The organism is Micromonospora coerulea (assembly GCF_016598485.1).
Classification (GTDB): Bacteria; Actinomycetota; Actinomycetes; order Mycobacteriales; family Micromonosporaceae; genus Micromonospora; species Micromonospora coerulea.
In genome coordinates, this window is sequence record NZ_JAEMUW010000011.1 from 181304 (window position 1) to 206899 (window position 25596).

General features: G+C 72.1%; 26 protein-coding genes and 1 pseudogene. 14 read left to right on the forward strand and 13 right to left on the reverse strand.

Features of this window, described 5'->3' with window-relative positions; all coding sequences use genetic code 11:
* Positions 1-47: 47 nt before the first annotated feature.
* Positions 48-1307: a lytic transglycosylase domain-containing protein gene (locus I8N68_RS16515; protein ID WP_200210924.1), complete on the reverse strand. Its 1260-nt coding sequence runs from the start codon at positions 1305-1307 to the stop codon at positions 48-50.
* 56 nt (positions 1308-1363) lie between these two features.
* Between I8N68_RS16515 and I8N68_RS16520 the strand changes: the two genes are divergently transcribed.
* Both I8N68_RS16520 and I8N68_RS16525 read left to right on the forward strand, forming a co-directional pair.
* The gene (locus tag I8N68_RS16520; protein ID WP_200210873.1) at positions 1364-1585 is read left to right on the forward strand and encodes an FmdB family zinc ribbon protein; all 222 of its coding nucleotides are present in this window, start codon (positions 1364-1366) and stop codon (positions 1583-1585) included.
* A 156-nt stretch (positions 1586-1741) separates the two neighbouring features.
* Positions 1742-4582, forward strand: coding sequence for an ATP-binding protein (locus I8N68_RS16525; RefSeq protein WP_200210874.1), 2841 nt, complete (start codon positions 1742-1744; stop codon positions 4580-4582).
* Positions 4583-4687: 105 nt separating this feature from the next.
* Here the strand turns inward: I8N68_RS16525 and I8N68_RS16530 are convergent, their stop codons facing one another.
* From I8N68_RS16530 to arfA, 7 genes are all read right to left on the reverse strand, one after another.
* Entirely contained in the window at positions 4688-5227 is a 540-nt protein-coding gene (locus I8N68_RS16530; protein WP_200210875.1) for a phospholipase, read from the reverse strand.
* Positions 5228-5522: 295 nt separating this feature from the next.
* Complete coding sequence (locus I8N68_RS16535) at positions 5523-7181, reverse strand: glycoside hydrolase family 10-like protein (RefSeq protein ID WP_200210876.1); 1659 nt, start codon at positions 7179-7181, stop codon at positions 5523-5525.
* A 307-nt stretch (positions 7182-7488) separates the two neighbouring features.
* Complete coding sequence (locus I8N68_RS16540) at positions 7489-8502, reverse strand: glycoside hydrolase family 43 protein (RefSeq protein WP_200210877.1); 1014 nt, start codon at positions 8500-8502, stop codon at positions 7489-7491.
* Entirely contained in the window at positions 8499-9323 is an 825-nt protein-coding gene (locus tag I8N68_RS16545) for a carbohydrate ABC transporter permease (protein ID WP_200210878.1), read from the reverse strand. The genes I8N68_RS16540 and I8N68_RS16545 overlap by 4 nt, the downstream gene beginning before the upstream one ends.
* A gap of 10 nt (positions 9324-9333) precedes the next feature.
* Positions 9334-10299: a carbohydrate ABC transporter permease gene (locus I8N68_RS33910; protein WP_200210879.1), complete on the reverse strand. Its 966-nt coding sequence runs from the start codon at positions 10297-10299 to the stop codon at positions 9334-9336.
* A 6-nt stretch (positions 10300-10305) separates the two neighbouring features.
* Positions 10306-11637, reverse strand: a complete 1332-nt coding sequence (locus I8N68_RS16555; RefSeq protein WP_200210880.1) for an ABC transporter substrate-binding protein — start codon at positions 11635-11637, stop codon at positions 10306-10308.
* A gap of 39 nt (positions 11638-11676) precedes the next feature.
* Positions 11677-13188 carry an arabinosylfuranosidase ArfA gene (gene arfA / locus I8N68_RS16560; protein WP_200210881.1) on the reverse strand — a complete coding sequence of 504 codons (1512 nt, stop codon included), beginning with the start codon at positions 13186-13188 and terminating at the stop codon, positions 11677-11679.
* A gap of 150 nt (positions 13189-13338) precedes the next feature.
* Between arfA and I8N68_RS16565 the strand changes: the two genes are divergently transcribed.
* Complete coding sequence (locus I8N68_RS16565; RefSeq protein WP_200210882.1) at positions 13339-14349, forward strand: LacI family DNA-binding transcriptional regulator; 1011 nt, start codon at positions 13339-13341, stop codon at positions 14347-14349.
* A 61-nt stretch (positions 14350-14410) separates the two neighbouring features.
* Here I8N68_RS16565 and I8N68_RS16570 read toward each other — a convergent pair whose 3' ends face one another.
* From I8N68_RS16570 to I8N68_RS16580, 3 genes and pseudogenes are all read right to left on the reverse strand, one after another.
* Positions 14411-15136, reverse strand: a complete 726-nt coding sequence (locus tag I8N68_RS16570) for a methyltransferase domain-containing protein (protein ID WP_200210883.1) — start codon at positions 15134-15136, stop codon at positions 14411-14413.
* A 320-nt stretch (positions 15137-15456) separates the two neighbouring features.
* Positions 15457-15708, reverse strand: a pseudogene (locus I8N68_RS16575) (hypothetical protein); the annotation flags it as partial.
* 38 nt (positions 15709-15746) lie between these two features.
* Complete coding sequence (locus I8N68_RS16580) at positions 15747-17384, reverse strand: ABC-F family ATP-binding cassette domain-containing protein (RefSeq protein ID WP_200210885.1); 1638 nt, start codon at positions 17382-17384, stop codon at positions 15747-15749.
* A 161-nt stretch (positions 17385-17545) separates the two neighbouring features.
* Between I8N68_RS16580 and I8N68_RS16585 the strand changes: the two genes are divergently transcribed.
* The 3 genes from I8N68_RS16585 (at position 17546) to I8N68_RS16595 (ending at position 19122) form a co-directional block, all read left to right on the forward strand.
* The gene (locus tag I8N68_RS16585) at positions 17546-18316 is read left to right on the forward strand and encodes an ROK family protein (RefSeq protein WP_200210886.1); all 771 of its coding nucleotides are present in this window, start codon (positions 17546-17548) and stop codon (positions 18314-18316) included.
* An 89-nt stretch (positions 18317-18405) separates the two neighbouring features.
* Positions 18406-18774 carry a tetratricopeptide repeat protein gene (locus I8N68_RS16590; protein ID WP_200210887.1) on the forward strand — a complete coding sequence of 123 codons (369 nt, stop codon included), beginning with the start codon at positions 18406-18408 and terminating at the stop codon, positions 18772-18774.
* 93 nt (positions 18775-18867) lie between these two features.
* Positions 18868-19122 (forward strand): Smr/MutS family protein, encoded by a 255-nt coding sequence (locus tag I8N68_RS16595; protein WP_200210888.1) that lies wholly within the window; start codon positions 18868-18870, stop codon positions 19120-19122.
* A gap of 43 nt (positions 19123-19165) precedes the next feature.
* Here I8N68_RS16595 and I8N68_RS16600 read toward each other — a convergent pair whose 3' ends face one another.
* Complete coding sequence (locus tag I8N68_RS16600; RefSeq protein ID WP_200210889.1) at positions 19166-20260, reverse strand: tyrosine-type recombinase/integrase; 1095 nt, start codon at positions 20258-20260, stop codon at positions 19166-19168.
* Complete coding sequence (locus I8N68_RS16605) at positions 20247-20684, reverse strand: helix-turn-helix domain-containing protein (protein WP_200210890.1); 438 nt, start codon at positions 20682-20684, stop codon at positions 20247-20249. Before I8N68_RS16605 ends, I8N68_RS16600 begins: the two co-directional genes overlap by 14 nt.
* Positions 20685-20771: 87 nt before the next feature.
* Between I8N68_RS16605 and I8N68_RS16610 the strand changes: the two genes are divergently transcribed.
* The 8 genes from I8N68_RS16610 (at position 20772) to I8N68_RS16645 (ending at position 25527) form a co-directional block, all read left to right on the forward strand.
* Positions 20772-20963, forward strand: coding sequence for a helix-turn-helix transcriptional regulator (locus tag I8N68_RS16610; protein WP_200210891.1), 192 nt, complete (start codon positions 20772-20774; stop codon positions 20961-20963).
* Positions 20963-21397 carry an HNH endonuclease signature motif containing protein gene (locus tag I8N68_RS16615; RefSeq protein WP_234039914.1) on the forward strand — a complete coding sequence of 145 codons (435 nt, stop codon included), beginning with the start codon at positions 20963-20965 and terminating at the stop codon, positions 21395-21397. The genes I8N68_RS16610 and I8N68_RS16615 overlap by 1 nt, the downstream gene beginning before the upstream one ends.
* 1 nt (position 21398) lies before the next feature.
* A complete protein-coding gene (locus I8N68_RS16620; protein ID WP_200210893.1) occupies positions 21399-21710 on the forward strand; it encodes a hypothetical protein in 312 nt (103 codons plus the stop codon).
* Positions 21707-23716, forward strand: coding sequence for an AAA family ATPase (locus I8N68_RS16625; RefSeq protein ID WP_200210894.1), 2010 nt, complete (start codon positions 21707-21709; stop codon positions 23714-23716). The genes I8N68_RS16620 and I8N68_RS16625 overlap by 4 nt, the downstream gene beginning before the upstream one ends.
* A 137-nt stretch (positions 23717-23853) precedes the next feature.
* Positions 23854-24057 (forward strand): hypothetical protein, encoded by a 204-nt coding sequence (locus tag I8N68_RS16630; RefSeq protein ID WP_200210895.1) that lies wholly within the window; start codon positions 23854-23856, stop codon positions 24055-24057.
* A complete protein-coding gene (locus I8N68_RS16635) occupies positions 24054-24320 on the forward strand; it encodes a hypothetical protein (RefSeq protein WP_200210896.1) in 267 nt (88 codons plus the stop codon). Before I8N68_RS16630 ends, I8N68_RS16635 begins: the two co-directional genes overlap by 4 nt.
* Positions 24317-25090, forward strand: coding sequence for a hypothetical protein (locus I8N68_RS16640; protein WP_200210897.1), 774 nt, complete (start codon positions 24317-24319; stop codon positions 25088-25090). Before I8N68_RS16635 ends, I8N68_RS16640 begins: the two co-directional genes overlap by 4 nt.
* Before the next feature lie 98 nt (positions 25091-25188).
* Entirely contained in the window at positions 25189-25527 is a 339-nt protein-coding gene (locus I8N68_RS16645) for an HNH endonuclease (RefSeq protein WP_200210898.1), read from the forward strand.
* The last annotated feature ends 69 nt before the right edge of the window (positions 25528-25596 follow it).

Sequence of the window (25596 nt, forward strand, 5' to 3'; positions counted from 1 at the left end):
CTGCCCGGGGGAAGGGCCTAGTTCTCCAATGTACGCGGACGATCACCTTACGTACGGCTGAGCCGTCCGTACTCGTTCGCCCGGTCGAAGACGTCCTGGGCGTACCGGCGGACGTCGTTGTAGGAGAGGACCGCCCCCCACCAGTCCCCCGGGATGGTCATGTTCCGGCCGCCCTTGCAGAGGTAGTTGCCCGCGGCGAGGGCGGCGTCGTCGATGTCGTGCGGGTCCCGGCGGCCGTCGTTGTCCGCGTCCGCGCCGATCTCCTGCCAGGTGCTGGGGATGAACTGCATCGGACCGAGGGCCCGGTCGTAGACGGTGTCCCGGTCGAGCTGCCCCCGGTCGGTGTCGAGGATCCGGGACCGGCCACCCTGCCCGTCCAGCGGATCACCGAGGATCTCCGGCTCGGCCCGGCCGGTCGAGGAGAGGGTGGCGCCGTTGGCCGACCCGTGCCGGGACTCGACGTACCCGATCGCGGCGAGGGTCGTCCAGCTGAGCTGGCAGCTGCGGTGCGTCTCGGCCAGTACCAGCTCGGCGTAGCCGTACGCCTGCATGGCGACCGGCGGGATGGCGGTGCGCGCGCTCATCTGCTGAGCCCAGGCGGCCAGCGCGTCCGCCGGCCGGCCGGTCGGCGCGGGACCGGCGACCGGCCCGGTGGGCTGCGTGCCGCCGGGCGTCGGCGTCCCGGCCGGCAGGGGGGTGCTGGGCAGACCCGGGGGTACGACCGTGCCGGTCACCCCCGGCAGGGCGCCCCCCTCCGGTACGCCGTTGACGGACGTCGTCGCCGTGGCGTCCACGGCCACCGGCTCGGGCGCGGGCGCCGCCTTCGGCACCAGCAGCGCGCCGGCCGCGGCGGTGGCCGCGACCAGCAGCAGCAGGAACAGCCCGGGCAGGGTGACCCGGCCGCTGGGGCGGCGGGACCAGGCCCGGGTGGCCCGGGTGGCGCTGGCGGCCAGCCTGCGCGGCTGGGCCGGCTCGGCCTTCGACGTGGCGGCGCCCTCCGGGCCCGGCTCGGTGTGTGGGGCCGGCTCGGCCCTCGACGTGGCGGCGCCCTCCGGGCCCGGCTCGGTGTGTGGGGCCGGCTCGGCCCTCGACGTGGCGTCGGCCTTCGGACCCGGCTCGGCCTCTGGACCGGTGGTGGCCGGCGCGGTGACCTGGGCCGGTGGTGGCTCCGCCGGGACGGGCCGGGCGGACCTCAGCCAGGGGCGTCGGGGGCGGGGGACCGATGTGGACTCCGCTCTTCCGAGGTCGCCGGGCGGTGCGGCCGGTCGCAGGGGCCGAACCGTCGATCTGTCCTCGCCGTCCACCACCCGTCGAGTATCACCCATGTCCGCCGGGGCGTCAGGCCCGGTCGTACCCTGGTGGCATGCCCAGGTACGAGTTCCGCTGCCGCGCCTGCGGCGACACCTTCGAGGTCAACCGGCCGATGGCCCAGGTCGCCGAGCCGGCGTCCTGCCCAGCGGGCCACGCCGACACGGTGCGGCTCCTGTCGGCCGTGGCGGTGACCGGGCGGGGCGGCGCCGGCCCGGCCGGTGGCGGGTCCGCGCCGACCGGTGGCGGTTGCTGCGGCGGCGGTTGCGGCTGCTGATCCGGGTCCGTTCGCGCCCCGACGGCCCACCCGGAGCTTGCCGGCGAGGAGCTGCGGTGGCACCTTGGGTCGGAATGTGGCCAACCGTTCTCACGATGCGTGACGGCGTGACCATAGGGCAGCATGAAGCCGACGTCAGGGGCGGAGGTTCCACGCATGTCGCCACGGATCCACCTCCCGAGCGGATGGGTGACCTTCGTGTTCACCGACATCGAGGGGTCGACCCGGCTGGCCCAGCTGCTCGGTCCGGGCTACCGCCCGGTGCTGCGGGAACACCGCCGGCTGCTGCGCCACACGCTGGCCGGCACCGACGGGGCGGAACTGCTGACCGAAGGTGACTCGTTCTTCCTCGCCTTCGCGGACGCGGCCGCGGCGCTCACCGCCTGCCTGACCGCGCAGCGCGCCCTGGCCACCCATGACTGGCCCACCCCGGAGGCCGCGCCCCGGGTGCGGATGGGCCTGCACACCGGGTACGCGGAGCCCCGCGACGGCGAGTACGCCAGCCCCGAGGTGCATAGGGCCGCCCGGGTGGCCGCCGCCGCGCACGGCGGACAGGTGCTGTGCTCGGCGGCCACCGCCCGGCGCGCCGACCCGCTGCCGGACGGGGCGTCCCTGCTGGACCTCGGGCTGCACCGGCTGCGCGGCTTCGACGACCGGGAACGGCTGTTCCAGCTGTTGGCGCCGGGGCTGGAACGGCAGTTCCCGCGGCCGCGTACCGCCGACGCGGTGGCGCACAACCTGCCCACCCAGGTCACCTCGTTCGTCGGCCGGGAGCTGGAGCGGGCCGAGCTGAGCGGGCTGGTCGAGCGGTACCGGCTGGTGACCGTGCTGGGCGCGGGCGGTGCGGGCAAGACGCGACTGGCGGTCGAGCTGGCCTGCGGCATCGTCGAGTCCTACCCGGACGGCGTGTGGTTCGTCGACATCGCCGCGGTGACCGACCCCGGCCTGGTCGCGTTCGAGATCGCCGCCGTGCTCGGGCTCCGCCCGGAGCCGGGCCGCCCGATGGTGGACACCCTGGTCGAGTACGCGGCGGCCCGCCGGATGCTGGTGGTGCTGGACACCTGCGACGCCCAGCCGGCCGCCTCGGCCGAGGTGATCTCCCGGCTGCTGGCCGGCGGGCGGGGCGTGCGGGTGCTCGCCACCAGCCGGGAGTCGTTCGGCGTGCCCGGCGAGGTGGTGTGGCGGATCCCGCCGCTGTCGGTGGACCCGCGGCCGGCCGGCGCGGAGAGCGACGCGGTGGCGCTGCTGCTGGACCGGACGGTGGCGGCCCGGGGCGGCCGGCCGCCGGACCCGGCCGAGCAGGCCGACCTGCGTCGGGTGGTACGGCGGTTGGACGGGTTGCCGCTCGCCATCGAGCTGGCCGCCGCCCGGCTGCGGGTGCTCTCGGTCGGTCAGCTCGCCGAGCGCCTCGACGACATGTTGGGCACCCTGGACGCCGGCCGGAAGGTGCCCGACCCGCCGCCGGTCGAGGCCGGCTGGACCGGCAACCAGCAGGACACCGTCGACCTGGTGGCCGCCGCGGCGGGGATCAGTCCGCCCACCCCGGCGACCCGGGCCGTGCAGCGGTCGGCGATCGAGCGGCACCTGACGCTGCAGGCCACGGTCACCTGGTCGTACCGGACGCTCGGCGCCCGGTCGGCCCGGCTGCTGCGCTGGCTGGCGGTCTTCGCCGGCCCGGTGGACCTGCCGTCGGTCCAGTGGCTGCTCGACGACGACCCGCTCGACCCGCTCTCGGTGCTGGTGGACAAGTCGATGGTGCTGGCCGAGCCGCACGCCTCGGGCAGCACCTACCGGATGCTGGACCCGATCCGGGCGTACGCGGCCCGCCGGCTGGTGGAGGCCGGCGAGGAGCAGACCGCCCGGGACCGGCACGTCGCCTGGTCGCGGCACGCCCTGCAACGGGCGCGCCTGGGCCCGGACGGCCGGCCGGTCACCCTCTCCCTCTACGCGCTGGACCCGCTGGCCGGGGAACTCCGGGCCGCGCTGCGCTGGTGTGCCACCGGTGGCAGCCCCCGCTCGGGGCTCTGGTTGGCCGGCGGGCTGGACCAGTGGTGGCGGGAGCGGGGGCTGGCCCGGGAGGGGCGGCTCTGGCTGTTCCGGCTCTACGGCCGGATCGCCGAGACCGGCGAGGTGATCCCGGAGGCGGAGCTCGCGGCGGCGTACCACATGCACTCGCTGCACGCCGGCGCGGACGGTGAGTTCGCCGAGGAACTGCGCTACTCGCAGCGGGCGGAGGCTGCCGCCCGGCAGGCAGGTGATCTCGGCCTGCTCGCCCGGGTGCTGGCCGGCCGGGCCGCCCCGCTGATCGACATGGGACAGTTCGCGGAGGCCGAGCGGGTCTGCCGCGAAGTGATCGAGTGGGCGCACGAGCAGGACGTGGTCTCCGACGCGTTGCTGGCCATCTACAACCTGGCCGAGTTGCTGTGGCGGCGGGGCGCGCTGGACGAGGCCGCCGAGCTGCTGGGCGCGGCCCGCCCGGTGGAGGCGGCCCGGCCGGCCGAGCGGGGCCGCCGCTCGGTGGACATGCTGCTCGGCATGGTGGCGCTGGCCCGGGGGGACCTGGTCGCGGCGCACGAGCATCTGCTGGTGGCGCTCCGCTCCCGGATGAGCCACGGCTATCTCGGGCGGGCCTGCGACACGGTGAACGCGATCGCGGTGCGCTGCGCGCTGGGCGGCGATCCGGTGACCGCGGCCCGGCTCTTCGGGGCGGCCCAGGCCACCCGGGCGGACCTGCGGGCGACCCCGGGCCTCTACGGCCAGTACTGGCTGGACCGGCAGGCGGAGCTGCGCCGGGTGCTCGGCGACGGCGCCTTCGACGCCGCGTACGGCGAGGGCGCCGAGCTGGCCCTGGAGGAGGCGGCGGCCCTCGCGCTCGGCGTCGAGCACCCCGACCTGGCCGTGGACTCCCCCCGATTCGGCGTGGCCGGCACCCCGGCTCCCCGCCGCCCCGACCAGACCGCCGACCAGACCCCCGCCACCCGCCCCCACCCCGCCTGACCTACCCACCGCGTTGAGCAAGAGGTCTGCGTCCTGGAACGGGTCCGATCCGGACGCAGACCTCCTGCTCAACATGGGTGGGCGCGGGGGTGGGGTTGGGGTGGGTCAGCGGAGGGCGGCGCGGTGTTCGGCCTCGGCCTTCATCCGGGCGGCGCGGTCGATGTCGGACTGGCGGACGGCGGCGACCGAGCCGAAGACGTTGACCGCCTCGTAGTACGTCCAGGCCAGGCTGTAACAGGCCGGCCGGACCACGTAGTTGTACGTCGCGCAGACCCGCTTCAGGTCCGCGTAGAAGGCGCTGTCCAGGCGGGACTTGTTGGCGGAGAACTGGCCCATCGCCTTGTAGTTGCGGTAGCCGAAGTCGTGCCGGTAGCACGAGAGGCTGAAGTTGAAGCCGAGCGGGTTGTCCGGGCTGGAGGAGCAGTAGTCGGTCGACCAGTCGAAGGCGTACTCCGACCAGGCGGCCTTGTTGAGCCGGCCGGCGTTCCAGGCGTTGTAGCTGGTGGCGCTGGTCTGGGTCCAGCTGTAGAGCACGCTGAGCTTCTGCTCGGTGCTCACGGCGGCGGACGCGGGGGAGGCCACGCCCAGCGCCGTGAGCAGCGCGAGCGTGCCGGTGGCGAGGGCGGTGGCGAGGCGTCTGGACACGGATACCTCCGCAGGGTGTGCGGTACGGCGGGTCACCGGCGGGTCACCGGATGTCGATCAGTGTCGATCAATTACGGAACGCCGGGCGATGCGGCGCGGGAACTGTTGGTGACATCCGCCGAAACAGACCAATGCCGTGTTCGCCGCCATCCGGTCGACGGCGCCCGGTCGCCGACCTCGACGGCGGGGATTGCGGCTGCGCAAGCCGAGGCGGGCAGGAGAACGGCGAAACGCCCGGGGCTCGTCGCGAGCCCCGGGCGTCCCGGTCCGGCGGCGGCCGGGGCCGCCCCCTTGATCAGTGCAGGAAGCGCGGCGGGCTGGCCGGCCCCTCGTTCCAGACCCGGTCCAGCGCGGTCACGTAGTACGTGAAGCGCTGGCCCGCGGTCGCGTCCGGGTCCACCCAGGACTGGACGTCGCCCTCGCCGCCCCGCACGGTGGCGACGAGGTGCGCGGCGTCGGCGAAGTCGCAGCCGTCGGCGATGCCGGTCCCGTCGAACCGGTAGATCGCGTACGAGGTGGCGGTGCCGAGCGGGCCGGCGCCGTCCGCCGGCTGCCGCCAGGTGAGGTGGACCCCGTCGGCCTGCCGCTCGGCGCCGGTGATCACCGGGGCGAGCAGCGGCTGCGCCGGCAGCTGCGCCATGGCCGGCACCAGCGCCGGGCGGGAGTAGTGCTCGGCGGCGTAGATGTCGGTCGCGCCGAGTCGGTTCGCCCTCACCTGCACGGCGGAGAAGTGCACGTTGCCGAGCACCTCCGGGTACGACCGGTTCAGCGTCAGGTGGTCCGACAGCTCGCGCGGGTTCTGCCAGTACGGCCCGTACGCCGGCTCGCCGCTCTTGTAGTCGGCCTGGCCGATGTAGAGCTGCACCCGGGTACCGCGCACGGTCTCCGCCCACCACGGCACCAGCCGCGCGTAGTCGGCGGCCGGGTACTGGCCGATGTACCAGTAGAGCTGCGGCACCACGTAGTCGATCCACTCCTCCCGCACCCACTTGCGGGTGTCGGCGGAGATGATGTCGTACGACTGCGAGCCGGTGGTGTCGGAGCCGGCCGGGTCGGCGGACCTGTTCCGCCAGATGCCGAACGGGCTGACGCCGAACTTCACCCACGGCTTCGCCGTCTTGATCTTGCCGTTCATCTCCTGGATCAGCAGGTTGATGTTGTCCCGCCGCCAGTCGGCCTTGTCGGTGAAGCCCCGGTTGTAGGCCGCGAACGTCCCGTCGTCCGGCACCTGCCAGGTGCCGCTCGGGTAGGGGTAGAAGTAGTCGTCGAAGTGCACGCCGTCGATGTCGTACCGGTTGACCGCGTCCATCATCGCGGTCTGGACGAACTCGCGGACCTCGGGGATGCCGGGGTTGTAGTAGAGCCGGCTGCCGGCGACCCCGGCCGGCGGGTACGCGAAGACCCAGTCCGGGTGCTGCCGGGCCGGGTGGTCCGGCGCGAGCTTGGCGAGGTCCGCGCCGGCCCCGCCGGGGGCCGGCATGGAGACGCGGTACGGGTTGAACCAGGCGTGGAACTCCAGGTTCCGCCGGTGCGACTCCTCGACCAGGAAGGCCAGCGGGTCCCAGCCCGGGTTCTGGCCGCGCACCCCGGTCAGGTACTCCGACCAGGGCTCGTACGCCGACGGCCAGAAGGCGTCGGCGGTCGGGCGCACCTGCACCACGACGGCGTTGTGGTTGAGCTTCTGGGCCAGGTCGAGCCAGCCCAGGTACTCCGCCTTCTGCTTGGCGATCTGGTCGGGGGCGGTCTGCGAGGCCTTGCTGGGCCAGTCGATGTTCGTCACCGACGCGATCCACATCGCGCGGAACTGACGCTTCGGCGTGGCCGGGTCGGTGGTGCAGGTGGTCGTGGTGGTGGTGGTCGGGTCGCTCTCCGCCGCGCTCGCGGGCGTGCCGGCGACGAGCGCGCCGAGCAGCGCCACGGCCAGCCCGGCGGCTCCGAGCCGAGTTGCCTTCATCTGGTGCGGTCCCTTCGTTGGGTCCCGGGGCAGGTGTCGGTCGACGACGGACGGTGGGCGCATCCGGCAAGATTCGCCGCATAGCATCTGTCGCTGGTAGGAAACTTTCACCAATCTCCGAGTGACGCAAGACCTCCGGGCGGATCGACGTCCCAGGTCGGACCGAACGTGCGAGGGTGACCCGCCCCACAGGGCGATCCGTGACCATTTGGACAGCTGGCGGGGGTGCTCACCGCCTCGGCCGTGGTGTTCTTCGCGTACACCGGCTTCGAGGCGGTGGCGAACCGGGAAAGTGCGGGGGCCGGAGTCAGGGGCGGGGTTGGGGAGTGCTCGTCGGGCCCTTGACGGTGGGCTTGCCGTCGGGCCAGGTGAGCTCGTCGAGCCAGACCTGGCGGCCGGGGTCGGTGCTGCCCTCCTGACCGGGCGGCCAGGCGTGGTAGAGCAGCCAGGTGCGGCCGTCCTTTGCCACGATCGAGGCGTGGCCGGGGCCGGAGGCGACCCCGTTGGTCCTCAGGATCGGGTTCTCCACGGCCTTCACGCACGGGCCGGTGGGGCTGTCGCAGACCGCGTAGCCCTCGGCGTACGTGTCCTTGTCGTAGGCGTTGGCGGCGAAGAAGAGGTACAGCTTCCCGTCGTGGCGGTGGAAGAACGGCCCCTCGATCAGGGTGCCCTCCCACGGCTCGGTCTGCTTCAGCAGCTTCGTCGGCTCGCCGAGCAGGCGCAGCCCGTCGTCGCTGAGCCGCTGCGCCCAGAGCCAGGTGTCCACGCCGATCGCGTTGCCGTCGTTCTTCCACAGCAGCCACAGGCTGCCGTCGGCGTCCCGGTACGGGCTGGCGTCGATCGACCCGCCCAGCTCCGCCTGGCAGATCAGCGCGGCGGTCGAGTCGTCCCGGTACGGACCCAGCGGCGCTTCCGCGACCGCCCGGCCGACGCACTGCCGGCCGGAGGCCCGGTCGGCGACCGTGTAGTAGAGCAGGAACCGGTCGGGGGCGAGCTGGATCGCCTCCGGTGCCCAGGTCTTCCCGGCGTCCGCCCAGCCCGGCAGTTCCGGCAGGGCGTCCCCGGCGTCGCTCCACTCGACCAGGTCGGGGGAGGTGAGCACCGGGACGTTCCGGCCGCCGCTGTTGGTGTGGAACAGGTACCAGGTGTCGGCCACCCGGATCGCCTGCGGATCGGGGGCGTCGGTCCGGACGACCGGGTTGGTGAACATGTTCGGATCGCTCCGCGTGGTCGAAGGGGTCTGGTCGGGGCTGCCACAACCGGCGACGAGCAGCGCGGCGGCCAGGGCCGCCGCGCCGCGTCGCCGGGTCCCGCCGATCATCCCTTCAGGCCGCTGCGCGACACGCCCTGGATGATGTGGCGCTGCGCCAGCACGAAGAGGATCAGTACCGGCACGCTGGCCAGCACCGCCCCGGCCATGATCACCGGATAGTCGGTCACGTAGGCGCCCTGGAGCAGGCCCAGACCCGCCGGCAGGGTCAGCCGTTCCGGGCTGAACAGCACGTAGACCGGCCAGAGGAAGTCGTTCCAGTTGGTCAGGAACGACAGCACCGCCAGGGTGGCCAGGGCCGGCTTCGACAGCGGCAGCAGCACCTGGAAGAAGATCTGCCAGTGGTTCGCGCCGTCCAGCACCGCGGCCTCCTCCAGCTCCTGCGGAATGGAGAGGAAGAACTGCCGCAGGAAGAACACCCCGAACGCGCTCGCCGCCCCCGGCACCACCACCACGGTCAGCGTGTCGATCCAGCCCAGCCGCTCGGCGATCACGAAGTTCGGAATGATCAGCGAGGTGGGCGGCAGGAAGAGCGTGCCCACGATCAGCGCGAAGCTCAGCTTCCGGCCGCGGAACCGCAGCCGGGCCAGGGCGTACGCGGCCATCGACGCGGTGACCAGCACCAGCAGCGTGTGCAGGCTGGCCGCCAGCAGGCTGTTGCCGAACCAGCGCAGCACCGGGTTCGCCGTGTTGTTGACGATCTGGTCGTACCCGTAGGTGGAGAACGGGTTCGGCAACCAGCTCGGCGGGTCCTGCTGGGCGTTGTCGTACGTCTTCAGCGAGGTGAGCAGCATCCAGACCAGCGGGGTCACGAAGACCGCGGTGATCAGCAGCAGGACGGCGTAGCGCACGCCCCGACGCAGACTCGTCATCGTCGCCCCCTCAGTCTTCCCGGTACCGGAACAGCCGGAAGTTGACGATGCTGACCACCGCCAGCATCAGCGCGAAGAGCACGCTCATCGCGGCCGCCCGGCCCGCGTCGTAGTCGCGCAGCCCCTCGTCCACGATCCGCCAGACGACCGTCCGGGTCTGCTCGCCCGGCGCGCCCTGGGTGATCAGGAACGACTGCCCGAAGACGTTCGCCGAGGCGAGGATCGTGGTGGTCAGCACGAAGAGCAGCACCGGGCGCAGCCCGGGGAGCGTGACGTGCCGGAAGCGAGCCCAGCCGTTCGCGCCGTCCATCCGCGCCGCCTCGTACAGCTCGGCCGGGATGTCCTGGAGGCCGGCCAGGTAGATCACCGCGTTGAAGCCGCAGGTCCACCAGACCGTCACCCCGACCAGCGACACCCAGGCCCACGGCACGTCGGTCACCCACGGGGTGTCCGCCGGCAGCCCGACCGCTCCGAGCAGCCCGTTGACCAGGCCCAGGTTCGCGTCGAGCAGGAAGCGCCAGAGCAGGCCGATCACCGCGACGCCCAGCACGTACGGGGCGAAGAACGCCGCCCGGAAGAACGTCCGCCCGGGGAAGGACCGGTTCAGCAGCAGTGCCAACCCCAGCGGTACGACCACCAGCAGCGGCACCGACAGGACGGTGAACAGCCCGGTGGCCCGGATGCTCGACCACCAGTCGCCGTAGATCGCCGAGTCGCTGGAGAACAGGTCCTTGTAGTTGGCCAGCCCGGTGAACGGCCGGTTCGGCAGCTGGAGGTCCCACTGGTGCAGGCTGATCCAGACTCCGAAGAGGATCGGCGCCAGCCCGAAGGCGCCGAACAGGACCAGGTACGGCGCGAGGAAGAGGTACGGGGTGGCCCGATGCCCCCGCTCGGTGGCACCACCCCGGCGGGGCCGGCCGCCCGCCGGGGGCGGCGCGCCTTCGCGCGCCGCCCCGACCTCGATCACGTCCGCCACGACGGGTCAGCTCCCGTACTTCTTGCGGTTGTCCTCGAGCTGCTTGTTGGCCTTCGCCACGCCGTCGTCGAGGGCCTGCTTCGGCGACTTCTTGCCCAGCGCCGCCTCGTTGAAGGAGTTGTAGAAGGTGACCATCACCTCGCCCAGACCCGGGGTCGCCGGCGGGAAGGCCGCGTACTCCAGCTCGGGGGCGAGCGCGTTCACCTCGGTGAGGGCCTTGAAGTCGGCGCTCTCCCGGACCGCCTTGCGGGCCGGCACCTGGCCACCCTTGGCCCAGTCCAGCGAGTGCTGGCTGAGCCAGTTGATGAAGACCTTCGCCCCGGAGACCTTGTTGGTGTCCGCGCCGCGCTGCTTGATGATGGTGAAGTTGTGCGAGTTGGCCCAGGCGGCCTGCTGGCTGCCGATCTGCGGCAGGGGGGCGACGCCCCACTGCACGTTGGGGCTCTTCTTCAGGTCGTTGATCTGCCAGATGCCGTTCCAGTTGAACGCGTTCTTCCCGCTCTTGAAGGCGAGGTAGTCGGCATCCTGGCCGACGTTGGCCGGGGAGTACCCCTGCTTGATCATGTCGACCAGCCAGGTGCAGGCCTCGACGGCCGGGTCGGAGTTGAAGGTGGCCTTCGCGACCTCCCCGTCGAAGAGCGTGCCGCCCCACTGGTGCAGCAGCGAGTAGAAGGTCATTCCGCCGGTGAACTGGAACGGGCTCACCCAGAAGCCCTGTACGCCGGACTTCTTCAGCTCGGCCAGCGCGGCGGTGTACTCGTCCTTCGTGGACGGCGGCTTGTTCGGGTCCAGGCCGGCCTTCTGCATCACGGCCTTGTTGTAGTAGAAGCCGAGCGGGTGCATGTCGAGCGGGATGCCGTACCGCTTGTCGTGGTAGAGGCCGCCCTTCCACACTGTGGGGGCGAAGTCCGCCTCGCTCAGCTCCAGCGTCTTGGCGACGTCGTCCAGCTCGTTGATCACGCCACGGGCGGCGAAGGTGGCGAGCTGGTCCATGTGCATGACCGCGATGTCCGGGCCGCTGCCGCTGGAGACCGCCCCGGGGAGCTTGGTGTAGTAGTCGTCCCACTGGTAGGTGATCACGCTCACGGCGATGTTCTGGTGCTCGCTGTTGAACTGCTCGACCAGCTTCTTGAAGATGTCGCCGTCGCCGCCGGTGAACCCGTTCCACAGCTTCAGGTCGACCTTGGGGCCGGTGTAGTCCTTGCCACCGTTCCCGGCGGCGGGGGAGCCGCCGGTGCTGCTGCCGCCGCCGCAGCCGGCCAGGGTCAGCGTCGCCGCGGCGCCGAGCCCGACGCCGAGCCCGAGCAGGCGGCGCCGGCTCATCTCGTTCTGGATCATGCGGTTCTCCTTGGGGGGACGGGATGAAGTATCGCCTGGTCAGGGCTGAGGCGCGAAGCGCAGCAGGTTCCAGGAGCAGGCGGGCAGCCGGACGGTGCCCCGGCCGCCGTTCCAGGTGGGGGTGGTGAGCTCCCGTGGCGTCACCCGGTCGGGCTCGGCCTCGGTGTTCGTGGCCGCCGGGTCGGACCCGGCGGCGAGGGTGAGGTGCTGCTCGGGGCGGAGGCCGGGCAGGCCCCGCAGGTCGAGGTCGAGCGGGAGATCCGTCTCGCCCCGGTTCACGGCGAAGACGGCCAGCGTGCCGGTCTCCTCGTCATGCACCGCGACGGTGTCCAGCACCGGCACGTCGCCGTACTTCTTCGTCTCGTACGTCGGGGAGACCGGCTCGGTGCGCAGCACGGTGCCCCGGGCGTACCGGGCGGTGAGGGCGAACGGGTGGAAGATGCTCTGCCGCCAGGCCGGGCCGCCGGTGCGGGTCCGGATCGGGGCGATCACGTTGGCGAGCTGCGCCTGGCAGGCGACGCCCACCCGGTCGGCGTGCCGGAGCAGGGTGATCAGCAGGTCACCGACCACCACCGCGTCGACCGCGGTGAAGTCGTCCTCGATCAGCGCCGGCGCCTCGACCCAGCCGCGCCGGTCCAGGTCGGCCTTGAGGCGGGACTCGTACCAGACGTTCCACTCGTCGAAGGAGATCTTCAGCTTGCGCTTGTGCCGCTGCTTGGCGGCCACGTGGTCGGCGGTGGCGACCACGTCGGTGATGAAGTTGTCCATGTCGACCGCGGAGGCGAGGATGCTGGCCCGGTCGCCGTCCGAGGGGTCGTAGTAGGTGTGCGCGGAGATGTAGTCGACGTGCTCGTAGGTGTGCTCCAGCACGGTCGCCTCCCAGGAGGCGAAGGTGGGCATCCGCCGGTTGGAGCTGCCGCAGGCGATCAGACTGATCGACGGGTCGATCATCTTCATCGCCCGCGCGGTCTCGGCGGCGAGCCGGCCGTACTCGTCGGCGGTCTTGTGGCCGACCTGCCACGGGCCGTCCAGCTCGTTGCCGAGGCACCAGAGCCGCACCCCGTACGGCTCCTCGGCGCCGTGCTTGCGGCGCAGGTCGGACAGCTGGGTCCCACCCGCGTGGTTGGAGTATTCGAGGAGGTCGCAGGCCTCCTGGACGCCCCGGGTGCCGAGGTTGACCGCCATCATCGGCTCGACCCCGGCCTCGGCGGCCCAGGTCATGAACTCGTCCAGCCCGAAGGCGTTTGTCTCGACGGTCTTCCAGGCCAGGTCGAGCCGGCGCGGCCGGTCACCGACCGGGCCGACGCCGTCCTCCCAGCGGTAGCCGGAGACGAAGTTGCCACCCGGATAGCGGACCACCGACACGCCCAGCTCGCGGGTCAGCTCCAACACGTCGCCGCGCAGGCCGCGGGCGTCGGCGGCGGGGTGGCCCGGCTCGTAGATGCCCCCGTAGACGCAGCGCCCCATGTGCTCGACGAAGGAACCGAAGAGCCGGCGGTCGGCCGGTCCGATCGCGAACGCCGGGTCGATCGTGAGCTGTGCGCTGGGCAAGGGATGCCGCCTTTCCTCGGTGCTCTTCCCCGGTGACCTCGGTCACCGGTGTCCCTGGTTTCTACAACGTTGTAAGCAACGTTGTAAAGAGGTCGTGACATGCTCGTGACACGGTAAAGTGCGGACCAGCAATCCCGGGGAGGAACTTCAGTGCGGCACAGGCTCAAGGACGTCGCCGAGCGGGCCGGCGTGTCGGTGAAGACCGTCTCGAACGTGGTCAACGGCTACCTGCACGTCCGGCCGGACACCCGGGCCCGGGTCGAGGAGGCCATCGCCGAGCTGAACTACCGGCCCAACCTCTCCGCCCGCAACCTGCGCAAGGGCCGGACCGGAGTGATCGCGCTGGCCGTCCCCGAGCTGGACATCCCGTACTTCGCCGAGCTGGCCCGGCACGTCGTCACGGCCGCCGCCGCGCACGGCTGGACGGTGCTGATCGATCAGACCGGAGGCGGGCCGGAGCAGGAGCGCAAGGTCGCCAGCGGGATCGGTGACCACATGATCGACGGCCTGATCTTCAGCCCGCTCGCGCTCACCGCCGACGACCTCGCCGGCCTCGACGGCATGCCGATGGTGCTGCTCGGCGAGCGGGTCGACCACGGTCCCGCCGACCACGTCGTGGTCGACAACGTGGCCGCCGCCCAGGAGATCACCGCCCACCTGATCGGGCTCGGTCGCCGCCGGATCGCCGCCATCGGCTCGCAGCGCACCCCGGAGGGGGCCAGCGCCCGGCTCCGGCTGGCCGGCTACACCGCCGCCCTGGACGAGGCCGGCATCGGGTACGACGAGAAGCTGGTCGCCCCCGCGCCGGCCTGGCACCGCGCGGACGGCGCCGCCGCCATGCGTCACCTGCTCGCCGCCGGCGTCCGCCCCGACGCGGTCTTCTGCTTCAACGACACCCTGGCCCTCGGCGCCCTGCGCGCCCTGCACGAGGCGGACCTGCGGGTCCCCGAGGACGTCGCGGTGGCCGGCTTTGACGACATCGAGGACGGGCGCTTCTCCATCCCCACCCTCACCACCGTCGCCCCGGACAAGGAGCGCATCGCCCGGCTCGCGGTGGAGCTGCTCGCCGGCCGCCTCGACGGCGATCGTGACGCCCCGCCCCGCGAACTGACCGCTCCCCACCGACTGGCCACCCGCGAGAGCACCACCGGCCGCCCCTGACCGGAACGCCGATCCGGCGGCCCTGCCCGGGTGCGTCGGGGGCGGGCGGTCCGGCGATCGGTCAGTCGAAGAAGCGGGCGAGGTGGTTCGGATCGGGCGCCGGGTCGTCGGGGGCGAGCGGGGTCAGGTCCGCGAAAATGGAGGCGCCGTCGCAGCCGACGTGCAGGGGATACCAGCGCGGCGTGCCCGGCGGGCGCTGACCGCAGATGCCCTTGAACGTCTGCACGTCCAGCAGGCGGACGTGGGTCGGGTCGGCCACCGCGTTCACGTGCCGCCACCACGGGCTCATCACGTGCAGCACGCCGCCCGGCCGCAGCACCCGGTGGCACTCGTCGAGCAGCGGCAGGAAGTCGATCAGGTGCTCCAGGATGTGCACCGCGAAGAACACGTCCACCGAGTCGTCGGCCAGCGGCAGCGAGCCGGAGAGGTCGGCGACGGCGTTCACCCCGGGCGCCGGGTAGATGTCCAGCCCCAGGTTGCCCGGCCACTGCTTGGTGGCCCCGCAACCCAGGTCCACCACCACCGGTTCGCGCCCGCCGACGCCCACCCGGCACCACACCCCGAACACGCCGGTGAGCCGCCCCACCAGGTCGCGGACCAGGCGCAGCTCGGCCGGCCCGGCCACTTCGCCGCTCAGGTGCGCGACGCCCCGGTCGAAGCGCACTTCCACCGCCAGCGGGCGCAGCCGCTCGTCGTGCCGGGCCAGATCGGCCCACGCCTCGGCGAGAAATCCGTCGACCTTCCGCAGCCGCTCGGCCGAGGGTGCGGACTGGGCCATCGCGACCATGAGCCACCTCCGGGCCGCCCGTTACCCGCATCCCCGCCCGGTATGCCTCGATCGTGAAGATCCGGCCCGGCGTCCACCCGCCGCGCCTCGTCGCGCCCGAGACATCCGCCCCCGTAGAGGCGGTGACTCCGATGAGCGATATGCCGCTCAGGCATATTTATGACTCTGCGGTATATCGCTCACCGGGCACGTGCCCTCCGGGACGCGACACGCCGGACCGTCCGCGCCGCCGGGGCCCGGCGGCGGCAGGGTCAGCCGGAGATTGTCCGGCGGGCCGTCCGGCCTCCGGCGCGCATCCGCTGTCGGGGCTGCGGGGCCACCGTCTTCGGCCGCTTGAGGTGGTAGCGGTGCAGCTCGTTGTTCCCTGGGAGCGACGGGTCCTCGCTCATCGCCACCAGCTCCCAGCCCTGGTCGCCGGCCCGGTTCAGGTGGGCCAGCGCGGTGTCGCCGTACGGGGTGACGTCGACCATCGAGCCGTCCGGGCCGTACCAGATGAAGACGACCTCCCACCCGATGTCGGTCGTGGCGGCCTGACGACGGCGGACCAGCAGCGCGTACTCCCACTTGAGCATGCCGTCATTCTCACCCGCCGCGGCCGGGTCGGCACGGATCAATCCTCGGCGATCCGTCCGGCGTCCACCCGCAGCCGCCGGTTGACGCTCACCGCGTCCAGCATCCGCCGGTCGTGGGTGACCAGCAGCAGCGTGCCGGGATAGGTCGCCAACGCCGACTCCAACTGCTCGATCGCCGCCAGGTCCAGGTGGTTGGTCGGCTCGTCCAGCACCAGCAGGTTCACCCCACGCCCCTGAAGCAGGGCCAGCGCCGCCCGGGTCCGCTCGCCCGGCGAGAGGGTCGCCGCAGGGCGGAGCACGTGCGCCGCACGCAGGCCGAACTTCGCCAGCAGCGTCCGCACGTCCGCCGGCGTCAGCTCCGGTACGGCGGCGCCGAACGCGTCCAGCAGGGGCTGGTCGCCGAGGAAGAGTCCGCGGGCCTGGTCAACCTCGCCGACCACCACGCCAGGGCCGAGCGCGGCGTGCCCCTCGTCGAGTGGCAGCCGGCCGAGCAGCGCGGCGAGCAGCGTGCTCTTGCCCGAGCCGTTGGCCCCGGTGATCGCCACCCGGTCCGCCCAGTCGATCTGGAGGTCCACCGGGCCGAGGGCGAAACCGCCCCGGCGGAGCACCGCACCCCGGAGCGCGGCCACGACGGCTCCGGCCCGCGGCGCGGCGGCGATCTCCATCCGCAGCTCCCACTCCTTGCGCGGCTCCTCGACCACGTCCAGCCGCTCGATCAGGCGCGCGGTCTGCTTGGCCTTCGCCGCCTGCTTCTCGGTCGCCTCGCTGCGGAACTTCCGGCCGATCTTGTCGTTGTCGGTGGCCTTGCGGCGGGCGTTCTTCACACCCTTCTCCATCCACGCCCGCTGGGTGCGGGCCCGCGCCTCGAGCGCCGCCCGGGTGTCGGCGTACTCCTCGTAGCCGGCCCGGGCGTGCCGGCGGGCCACCTCCCGCTCCTCCAGGTACGCCGCGTAGCCGCCGCCATAGTGCCGGACCTGCTGCTGGACGAGGTCCAGCTCCAGCACCCGGGTCACCGTCCGAGTGAGGAACTCGCGGTCGTGGCTGACCAGCACGGTGCCGGCGCGCAGCCCGGTGACGAACCGCTCCAGCCGGTCCAGGCCGGCCAGGTCCAGGTCATTGGTGGGCTCGTCGAGCAGGAAGATGTCGTACCGGCTGAGCAGCAGCGAGGCCAGCCCGGCCCGGGCCGCCTGACCACCGGAGAGGCCGGTCATCGGATGGTCCAGGTCGACCGTCAGCCCCAGCTCGGCGGCGACCTGCTCGGCGCGTTCCTCCAGGTCCGCGCCGCCCAGGCCGAGCCAGCGCTCCAGCGTCTCGGCGTACGCGTCGTCGGCGCCGTCCGCGCCCGCGGTGAGCGCCTCGGTGGCGGCGTCGAGCGCGGCCTGGGCCGCCGCGACCCCGGTCCGCCGGGCCAGGAAGTCCCGGACCGTCTCGCCGGGCCGCCGCTCCGGCTCCTGCGGCAGGTATCCCACACTCGCCGTGGGTGGGCTCAACGTCACCCCACCCAGCTCCACCGGCTGCAGCCCGGAGAGGGTACGCAGCAACGTCGACTTCCCGGCCCCGTTCACCCCCACCAGCCCCACCACGTCCCCGGGCGCGACGACCAGATCCAGGTCGGAAAAGAGCAGCCGTTCACCATGCCCGGCGGCGAGGTCCTTGACGATCAACGTGGCACTCATCAGGAGCTCGAGCCTACCCGCGCCCCCACCCCCGTCGGTCCAGCGGGAATCGCCGCCGCCGGAGATCAAGTCGCGACGATTTCCGCTGGGTCGACGGGGAGGACTCGGGGATTCGGTGACCCGGGGGTGGGGGGTAACAGAGCTAAGGGAGACTCACTGCCGTGGTGAGCACTTTGGCGATCGACTGCGGGGGCGGGGGGATCAAGGCGTCCGTCCTGGACGTCGCGGGGACGATGCGGGCCCGTCCGCTGCGGGTGGTCACGCCGTACCCGTTGCCGCCGTCGCTGTTCGTCGAGACGTTGCTGGACCTGGGGGGCCGGCTGCCGGCGGCGGACCGGGTGACCGTCGGCATGCCCGGGATGATCAGGCACGGCGTGGTGGTGGCGACCCCGCACTACGTGACCCGGTCCGGGCCGCGCAGCAAGGTCGATCCGGACCTGGTCGCCGAGTGGTCCGGGTACGACGCGCGCGGCGCCCTCGCGGCGGCCTTCGGCGTGCCGGCGCTGGTGCTCAACGACGCCGAGGTGCACGGGGCGGGCGTGGTCGCCGGAACCGGCTGCGAGCTGGTGCTGACCCTCGGCACCGGGCTGGGCAGCGCACTTTTCGACGGCGGGGTGCTCGCCCCGCACCTGGAGCTGTCGCACGCCCCGGTGCGCTGGGGCACCACCTACGACACGTACGTGGGGGAGCCGGAGCGGCGCCGGCTCGGCGACGCGTTCTGGTCCCGGCGGATCCGGCAGGTGGTCGACGGGCTGCGGCCGGTGTTCCGCTGGGACCGGCTCTACCTGGGCGGTGGGAACTCCCGGCTGATCCGTCCGGAACAACTGGCCCGGATGGGCGACGACGTCGTGGTCGTCCCGAACACGGCCGGGATCGTCGGCGGTGTCCGGGCCTGGGACCTCGTCGGCGACCGGTACGACCCAACCCCCTGACGCAACTTCCGTGACCGGAACACTCGCGGTACGGCGCGTGTTGTGTCAGCGTCGGAACAAGGGCGGCGCGACACGAGGAGGTGGGTCGAATGGATCTTCTGGCGGACTACCGGCGGGCGACCATGTTCTTCGAAACGGGTGACCCGGCAGGGGCGGCCCGGCTGCTCGAGCCGATCGTCGAGGCGGAACCCGGCAATTCCTCGGTGCGCCAGCTGCTCGCCCGGGCGTACTTCCAGTCGGCCCAGCTCAACCGGGCCGAGGAGCACCTGCGCGAGCTGGTCGACCGGGACCCGAGCGACCACTACGCGCACCACGTCCTGGGCCGGACGCTGGAGCGGATGAATCGCTACGCCGACGCCCTGCGGCACCTGCGCATCGCGGCGGCCATGTACTCGACCAACACCGACTACACGACGGCGCTGCGCCGGGTGGAGAGCCGGGTCAGCCTCGGCCGCTGACGGGTCCATCAGCACGAAAACGGACAGGGCAGCCCTGGGGGCTGCCCTTCGCCGTCTCCGGGCCCGCCCAGCGGCCGGGCCTACGATGGGCTGGTGAAGCTCAAGCTCGATCTCCACGACATCTTCAACAAGGGCCAGGACATCGAACGCGCGCTGCGCGGGATCATGGACGAGGCGGTGGCGAAGAAGGCCACGCTCGTGGAGATCATCCCGGGCAAGGGTTCCGGCCAGCTCAAGAAGCGGGTGCTGCGCTTCCTGGACCAGAAGGACGTCAAGCAGCTCTACCACCGCGTGGAGAAGGACTCGAAGAACTTCGGCCGCCTCTTCGTCCACTTCCGCTGGAAATAGCGCCACCGGATGTGAAACCCGCCGTGAGCTGCGGCACCGTAGATCACTTCCCGTCGCTGGGGCGCGCCTGGGGCACATGGCCCGTGAGTACGTCGTCGATCGCCTGCCTCGTCCGGTCCTCGTCATCGGGCCAAAGGTGACTGTACGTATTCAGCGTCTCGGCGGCGTTGCCGTGCCCGAGCCGCGCTGACACCACCTTGACCGACAGGCTCGCCCGGATCAACGCCGAGGCGTAGAAGTGCCGCAGATCGTGGAACGTCGCACCCTCCACGCCGGCCGCCTTCACCGCCGGCCGCCAGATCGACTCGTTGAACCGCGACCGGTGCAGTGGCTGATCATCCTTCGTGCGGAACAGCCACTGTCCATCCTTGGTGGCATCGAGATGCGGCGCCAGGGCCGCGAGCACGACCTGGCCGGCGGGCACCGTCCGGTACGACGGCTTGTTCTTCAGCGCGCACTCCTCAACCGTGCCGTCCGGTCCCGGCTGGACCTGCCGGTCAATCTTGATCGTCCGGGCCTCCCGGTCGACGTCCTCGGGCCGCAGCCCGAACACCTCACCCTGCCGCGGGCCGGCACCCGCCGCCACGATCCCGGTCGCGGCGTACGCCGGCGGCAGCGCGGCGAGGATGGCCTCGACCTGCTCGACGGTCAGCGGCACCACCTGGCGCTGCGGCAGCTCAGGCAGCGCGATCCGGTCGACCGGCGTCCGCACGATCAGCCGGTCGCGCACTGCGGCGGCGAAGATGGCGCGCACTGTCGAGAACACCGGCCGGACCGAGCTGGGCGCGAGCTGAAGCCCGGTCACCCACGCTTGCATCTCGCTGGGCCGGATGGCAGCCAGCGGCCGATCGCCCAACGCCGGGTAGGCGTGCTTCGTGAGCTGCGAGCGCGTCCGCACCGCCGTGTTGTGCCGGTGAGGCTGCGCCAGCCGCCAGGCCTCGGCGTACGCCCGGAACGTCTGCCGGCCCGCCTTCGGGTCGATGTACTCGCCCGTGTTCAGCTTGTGCTCGACCTCGGCGCGGAACCGGTCGGCATCTACCTTCCGCGTGAACGACCTCTTGCGCTGCTTGCCGGCCTCGTCCCGCCAGCGGACCAGCCAGGGCCGCGGCCGGTCCTCCCGCTTCTCAACGCTCGCCATCCTGGCCCCTCGCGCGCTTGAGCGCGTCGTAGATGAAGCCGAAATCGTTGCCCGCGACCTTGCTGAAATACGTGTCGACGTCCTGGTCGCCCAGGGGCTTGCGGCCCCGGATCCACTCCCGGACATCGTCCGCCGACGCCACGACACCCGAGACGACGCCGTGCGGCGGGGCACCCAGGTCGGTCGACGTCATCAGGTTCACCGGGGCGACGTCGAGCACGTACGCCAGGGCGAAGACCTCTTCAAGGCTGACCGTTGCACGGCGCCCGTTCTCGAACTTCGCCACGACGGACCGGTCCCATGGGATGCCGACGCGCGTCATGGCTTCGGCCAGCGTTTGCGCTGACCAGCCTCGTGATTTCCGGAGTTCCTTGATCCGCTCGGCGACTACACGATGCGGGTTCCACGGTTCTAGTTGGGCCACAGACGCACACTACGTGCGCCCTTGACTTCACGCAATAACTCGCGTAGACCTGTCGTCAGCGACCAGACTGAGCGATAGGAGCCCAAGGTGAGCGAGGAACGCCGCAAGCTGGCTACGGCCGAAGAGGTGAGCGAATTCCTCGGGGTGCCCGTGACGACCCTTCACCAGTGGCGGTGGAAGGGGTCCGGCCCCCGAGCGTCCAAGGTCGGCCGCCACCTGCGTTACCGGTGGGCCGACGTGGAGAAGTGGCTCGACGCGCAGGCGAAGGTGGCGGCGTGATGGCGACCGTCAAGCAGCGATTCCTGTCCAAGGTCGCACCGCCGAACGAGCAAGGCTGCATGCTCTGGCTCGCCGCCCGCCAGGGCGACGGCTACGGCCACTTCAAGGTCGCTGGCCGCATGGTGAGGGCTCACAGGTTCGGCTACGAGATGTGGGTCGGACCGATCCCCAACGGTCTTCACCTCGACCACCTGTGCCGAGTGCGCAGCTGCGTGGCGCCAGGCCACCTGGAGCCGGTGACGAACCGCGAAAACATCCTGCGTGGCGAAGCGCCGACCGCTCGCCAGTCGCGCCAGACCCACTGCCGCAATGGCCACCCACTCGCCGGAGACAACCTAGTCCGGTCGGCAGCTGCCCGCGGGCAGCGAGTCTGCCGGACGTGTCGGTTGGCCTGGCGGCGTGAGCGGCGGACCAGCCTGAAGAGAGTCGCCTGAGATGACCCAGACACACAGCCGCCCCGCGGGCAACGGGGCGGCGGCAGAGCAGGTCGAGCAGACCACCAGCAGCGTAACTGAGCTGTCCGACCTTCCGCACGCCCGCGCCTACGCCGGCCCGCCGTGCCGCGGTCGTCGACTGTGGCTCGTCGTGGTGCTCACCTGCCCGCGCTGCGGCACCGCCCACGCCCACCGCGTCGGCGAGACATCCCGCCTGTTCAGCCACCGCGTCGACAAGGCGTGCCCGGTCACCGGCCTGTGGTACCGGCTCGGCCCGGTGCAGCGCCGCAAGCAAGCTAGGAGCCGAGGGTGACCCCTGCCATCGACCGTGTCATCGACGCGCTGCGCGACGCTACCGGCCTGGTCCGCCAGTCCGGCGGCCAGTGGCAGGCCCGCTGCCCGGCGCATGAGGACCGGAACCCGAGCCTGTCGGTCCGGCCCATTGAGGGCAGCGTGCTGGTGCACTGCCACGCCGGGTGCCAGCTGGTCGACGTGCTCGCCGCGCTCAACATGACCCCGCGCGACCTGTACGACGAGCCACGCGGCAACGAGCTGGCCCGCTACCAGTACACCGACGCGACCGGCCAGCCGACGCGGACCGTGCACCGGCTCGACGGCAAGCAGTTCAAGCAGTCCGGCGACAAGAAGCAGTGCCAGCTGTACCGCCTGCCCAGGGTGATGGAGGCGGCCACGTTCGGCCGCACGGTCTACCTGGTCGAGGGTGAGAAGGACGTGCACGCCGTCGAGTCGCTGGGCGAGGTCGCCACGACCGCGCCGCAGGGTGCCGACAACTTCGCCAAGGTCGACGTGTCCCCGCTCAAGGGTGCCCGCGTCGTCGCGGTGGTCGACCGGGACGCCGCCGGCGAGAAGTGGGCCGCCGCCGTCCGGGCCCGGCTCGACGGGTACGCCGCCGAGCTCCACCTGGTCGAGGCCGCCGCGGGCAAGGACGCCGCCGACCACATCGCCGCCGGGCACCCGCTCGACGCCCTGGTGCCCGTCGAGGCCAAGCCCACCGGCCGGCGCCTGGTGCTCACCGCCGCAGCGGACATCGAGCCCGAGCCGGTCGTGTGGGCGTGGCAGCACGAAGACGACTTCACCGGCGGCAGCGGACGCATCCCGCTCGGGTCGCTGTCCGTCGCCGCCGGCCGGGAAGGCACCGGGAAGAGCAGCTTCGGCATCTGGCTGGCCGCGATGATCACGCGCGGCACGCTGCCCGGCTCGCTGTACGGCCAGCCGCACGCGGTCATCTACGCCGCCGTTGAGGACTCCTGGAAATACACCCTGGTGCCGCGGCTCATCGCCGCCGGCGCCGACCTCACCAAGGTCTTCCGGGTCGAGGTCGTCGAGGACGAGCAGGACGGCACCACGCTGTCCCTGCCCGTCGACAACGCGCTCCTCGAACGGGAGATGCGCCGCGTGGGTGCCGCGCTGCTGGTGCTCGACCCGCTCATGTCGACCATCGGGGCCGGCATCGACACCCACCGGGAACGTGACGTGCGGGTCGCGCTCGACCCGCTGGCCCGGCTCGCCGACCGCGCTCGCTGCGTGGTGCTCGGCATCGCCCACTTCAACAAGGGCGGCGGCACCGACCCGTCGTCGCTCATCACCGGGTCGGGCGCGTTCAAGAACGTCCCCCGGTCGGTGTTCGGCTTCGCCGCCGACCCCGAGGGCGACCGGGTGATGACCCAGACGAAGAACAGCCTTGGTCGGCTCGACCTGCCGTCGCTGTCCTACCAGATCGAGGGCGTCGAGATCCCGACCCGGCTCGGGCCGGCGCACGTCGGCCGGCTCGTGTGGCTCGGTGAGTCCGACCGGTCGGTGACCGACATCCTCAGCGACCGCGGGGACGCCGAGGACCAGGAGGACCGCCAGGACGCCGCCGAGTGGCTCCGCAGCTACCTCGCCGACCAGGGCGGCGAGGCGTCCGCCGTGGACGTGTTCAAGGCCGGCGACAAGGACGGGTTCCGCAAGGACGCGCTCAAGCGAGCCAAGCGGAAGGCGGGCGTGATCTCCGAGAAGGGCGGCATGGACGCCGGGTGGATGTGGCGACTCAAGCCCACCGAAGAGCGCGAAGGGAGCGAAGGGAGCAAGGGAGCAGACGGTAAGGACGGCGCTCCCTTCGTGCTCCCTTCGGAGCCCGACACCACGAAGGGAGCACCGAAGAGCGCACCGCCTAGGGAACTGCGCTCTTCGCTCCCTTCGCTCCCTTCGCTCCCTTCGGAGCCGAGCACCCCGCACTCCTGGTGGGTGGGCAGCAACCGGCCCGAGCACCCCGACTGCCTCGCCTGCCGAGCGATGCGGCCCGGAGGGGCGGCGTGACCAGCAACAGCCCGCTGAGAGCCACGGAGACGGCCGAACAGGACCGCCCGAGGGGTACGGGCACCACCCACCGACGCACCAAGCCCCGCACGAGACGCGGCACGAGCCGCGGCCGGGGACGACACGAAAGGCAAGCCATGACCGACGACGACCGCGCGGAACGCGAGTACGCCCGCAAGCTGTTCGGCCACGACGAACCCAACCAGGAGCCGACCGACCCGCCCAGGAGCAACTACGTGCCCAGCGAGGGCAGCAGCCCAAGCACCCACCCGACCGGCGACGAAGCGACCCGCCAATGGGTCCGCGAGCTGTTCGACTACTCCGGAGTGCCGGGGTGGTGACCGCCGCCCCGTTCGACGCCGACCGCCGCGCCGCTGCCGTCGACCTGATCCGCGCACTGTGCGTGGCCGCCGGCAGCGAAGACGCCGTGCTCGACGTGATCGAGCGCCACGCCCGGACGGTCGGACACGACGAAGCGACGCGGACCGTCGCCGCCGCACTCATCGTCACGTACGGCACCTGCATGACGTCCCCGGTGGCCCTCGACACCCGGACACCGACCCCCATCACGATCCCCAACAACGAAGGAGCACCCACACCATGAGCGCACTCATGAACACCAACGCCGCGCTGACCATGACCCGGCAGCACTTCCGCAACCTCGGACTCACCCTGCCCGCAGCCCTCACCGGCGACTTCGCCGACCTCGATAAGGCAGCCAGCCGCGGCGCGCAGCCCGTCCGCCGCAGCGCCCTCGCCGCCGCCGTCCTCGACGCCCTCATCGCCGACAAAGACCCGGCCACCGACGCGACCGTCCTCACCGAGCTGGCCCGCCAGCAGCTCGCCGAGCGTCCCAACATCCTCGGAGACGAGATCGAACAGCGGCGCCGGGCCATCCTCACCACCCACGCCCCCACCATCCTCGACGCCCTCACCCCGGTCATTGCCGAGGCGGACAAGGCGCTGACCACCGCCCGGGAGCAGATCGGCGACCAGCTCGACCTGGCCGACGGTGCCGTGGCCCAGCTGCGGCCCGCGCAGATGCCGGCATGGGGCGCCGCCCGCGAGCACGCCGCCCGCGTTGAGCTGGTCGCCCAGTGCTGGGGGATAGTCGCCCAGTTCGGCAGGCTGGCCAGCATCCCCCACGACAAGAAGCCGCTCATCCTCGCCGACCTCACCGCCGAGCAGCTCGGCGAGCTGGGCCACCGGCCCAAGGCTGAGGCCGTGATCGCCGCCGGGCACCGGCTCGCCCTCGCCAGCCCCGAGGAGTTCGCCGCCCGCTGCCAGCGCGTCGACGAGCAGCGCCAGGAGGCCGCCGCCAAGTTCGAGGCCGCACGCAACGCCGCGCTCACGGGACGGCGCGCGGTCGCCTGACGACCCCCTGGGGGCGGTCCCCGCGGGCCGCCCCCAAGCTGCACTTCCCCTGCTTAGTGCCTTGCACACAAAGCGCCCCACGCCACAGGGAGATCGGAATGACCACCCCACGCCGTGACTCGGGTGCCCGGAAGAGGCACCGCCAGAACCTCGCGCACCACAAGCCGGAATGCCACCTGTGCGGGAAGCCGATCGACTTCGACCTGCCGCACACGGACCCGATGAGCTTCGAGGTGGACCACATCGTGCCGATCAGCGCGGGCGGCAGCAGCCACAGCAGCAACGTCGCTGCCAGCCACAAGGCGTGCAACAGAGCCAAGGGCGACCGCACCGAGGACATGTCGACCTTGCGCCGCTCGGGCAGCCTGGCGCGACGTCCCTCACCCCCTGGGGCACTGCCCCGCATGGGGGGCCCGTCCCGCACTACACCTGCTTAGAGCCGCCTCTCCCCACATTTTTCCCAAACGGGGGTCCCGTACGCCGCTGAGACGCAGAACGGCCCGCCA

Coding starts and splice junctions, on each gene's coding strand:
- I8N68_RS16590 (WP_200210887.1), top strand. CDS start 18,406: ATGGATCTTCTGGCGGACTACCGGCGGGCGACCATGTTCTTCGAAACG.
- I8N68_RS16615 (WP_234039914.1), top strand. CDS start 20,963: ATGGCGACCGTCAAGCAGCGATTCCTGTCCAAGGTCGCACCGCCGAAC.
- I8N68_RS16580 (WP_200210885.1), bottom strand. CDS start 17,384: ATGAGTGCCACGTTGATCGTCAAGGACCTCGCCGCCGGGCATGGTGAA.
- I8N68_RS16600 (WP_200210889.1), bottom strand. CDS start 20,260: ATGGCGAGCGTTGAGAAGCGGGAGGACCGGCCGCGGCCCTGGCTGGTC.
- I8N68_RS16535 (WP_200210876.1), bottom strand. CDS start 7,181: ATGAAGGCAACTCGGCTCGGAGCCGCCGGGCTGGCCGTGGCGCTGCTC.
- I8N68_RS16570 (WP_200210883.1), bottom strand. CDS start 15,136: ATGGTCGCGATGGCCCAGTCCGCACCCTCGGCCGAGCGGCTGCGGAAG.
- I8N68_RS16520 (WP_200210873.1), top strand. CDS start 1,364: ATGCCCAGGTACGAGTTCCGCTGCCGCGCCTGCGGCGACACCTTCGAG.
- I8N68_RS16640 (WP_200210897.1), top strand. CDS start 24,317: ATGAGCGCACTCATGAACACCAACGCCGCGCTGACCATGACCCGGCAG.
- I8N68_RS16630 (WP_200210895.1), top strand. CDS start 23,854: ATGACCGACGACGACCGCGCGGAACGCGAGTACGCCCGCAAGCTGTTC.
- I8N68_RS16620 (WP_200210893.1), top strand. CDS start 21,399: ATGACCCAGACACACAGCCGCCCCGCGGGCAACGGGGCGGCGGCAGAG.
- I8N68_RS16645 (WP_200210898.1), top strand. CDS start 25,189: ATGACCACCCCACGCCGTGACTCGGGTGCCCGGAAGAGGCACCGCCAG.
- I8N68_RS16545 (WP_200210878.1), bottom strand. CDS start 9,323: ATGACGAGTCTGCGTCGGGGCGTGCGCTACGCCGTCCTGCTGCTGATC.
- I8N68_RS16525 (WP_200210874.1), top strand. CDS start 1,742: ATGTCGCCACGGATCCACCTCCCGAGCGGATGGGTGACCTTCGTGTTC.
- I8N68_RS16540 (WP_200210877.1), bottom strand. CDS start 8,502: ATGATCGGCGGGACCCGGCGACGCGGCGCGGCGGCCCTGGCCGCCGCG.
- I8N68_RS16555 (WP_200210880.1), bottom strand. CDS start 11,637: ATGATCCAGAACGAGATGAGCCGGCGCCGCCTGCTCGGGCTCGGCGTC.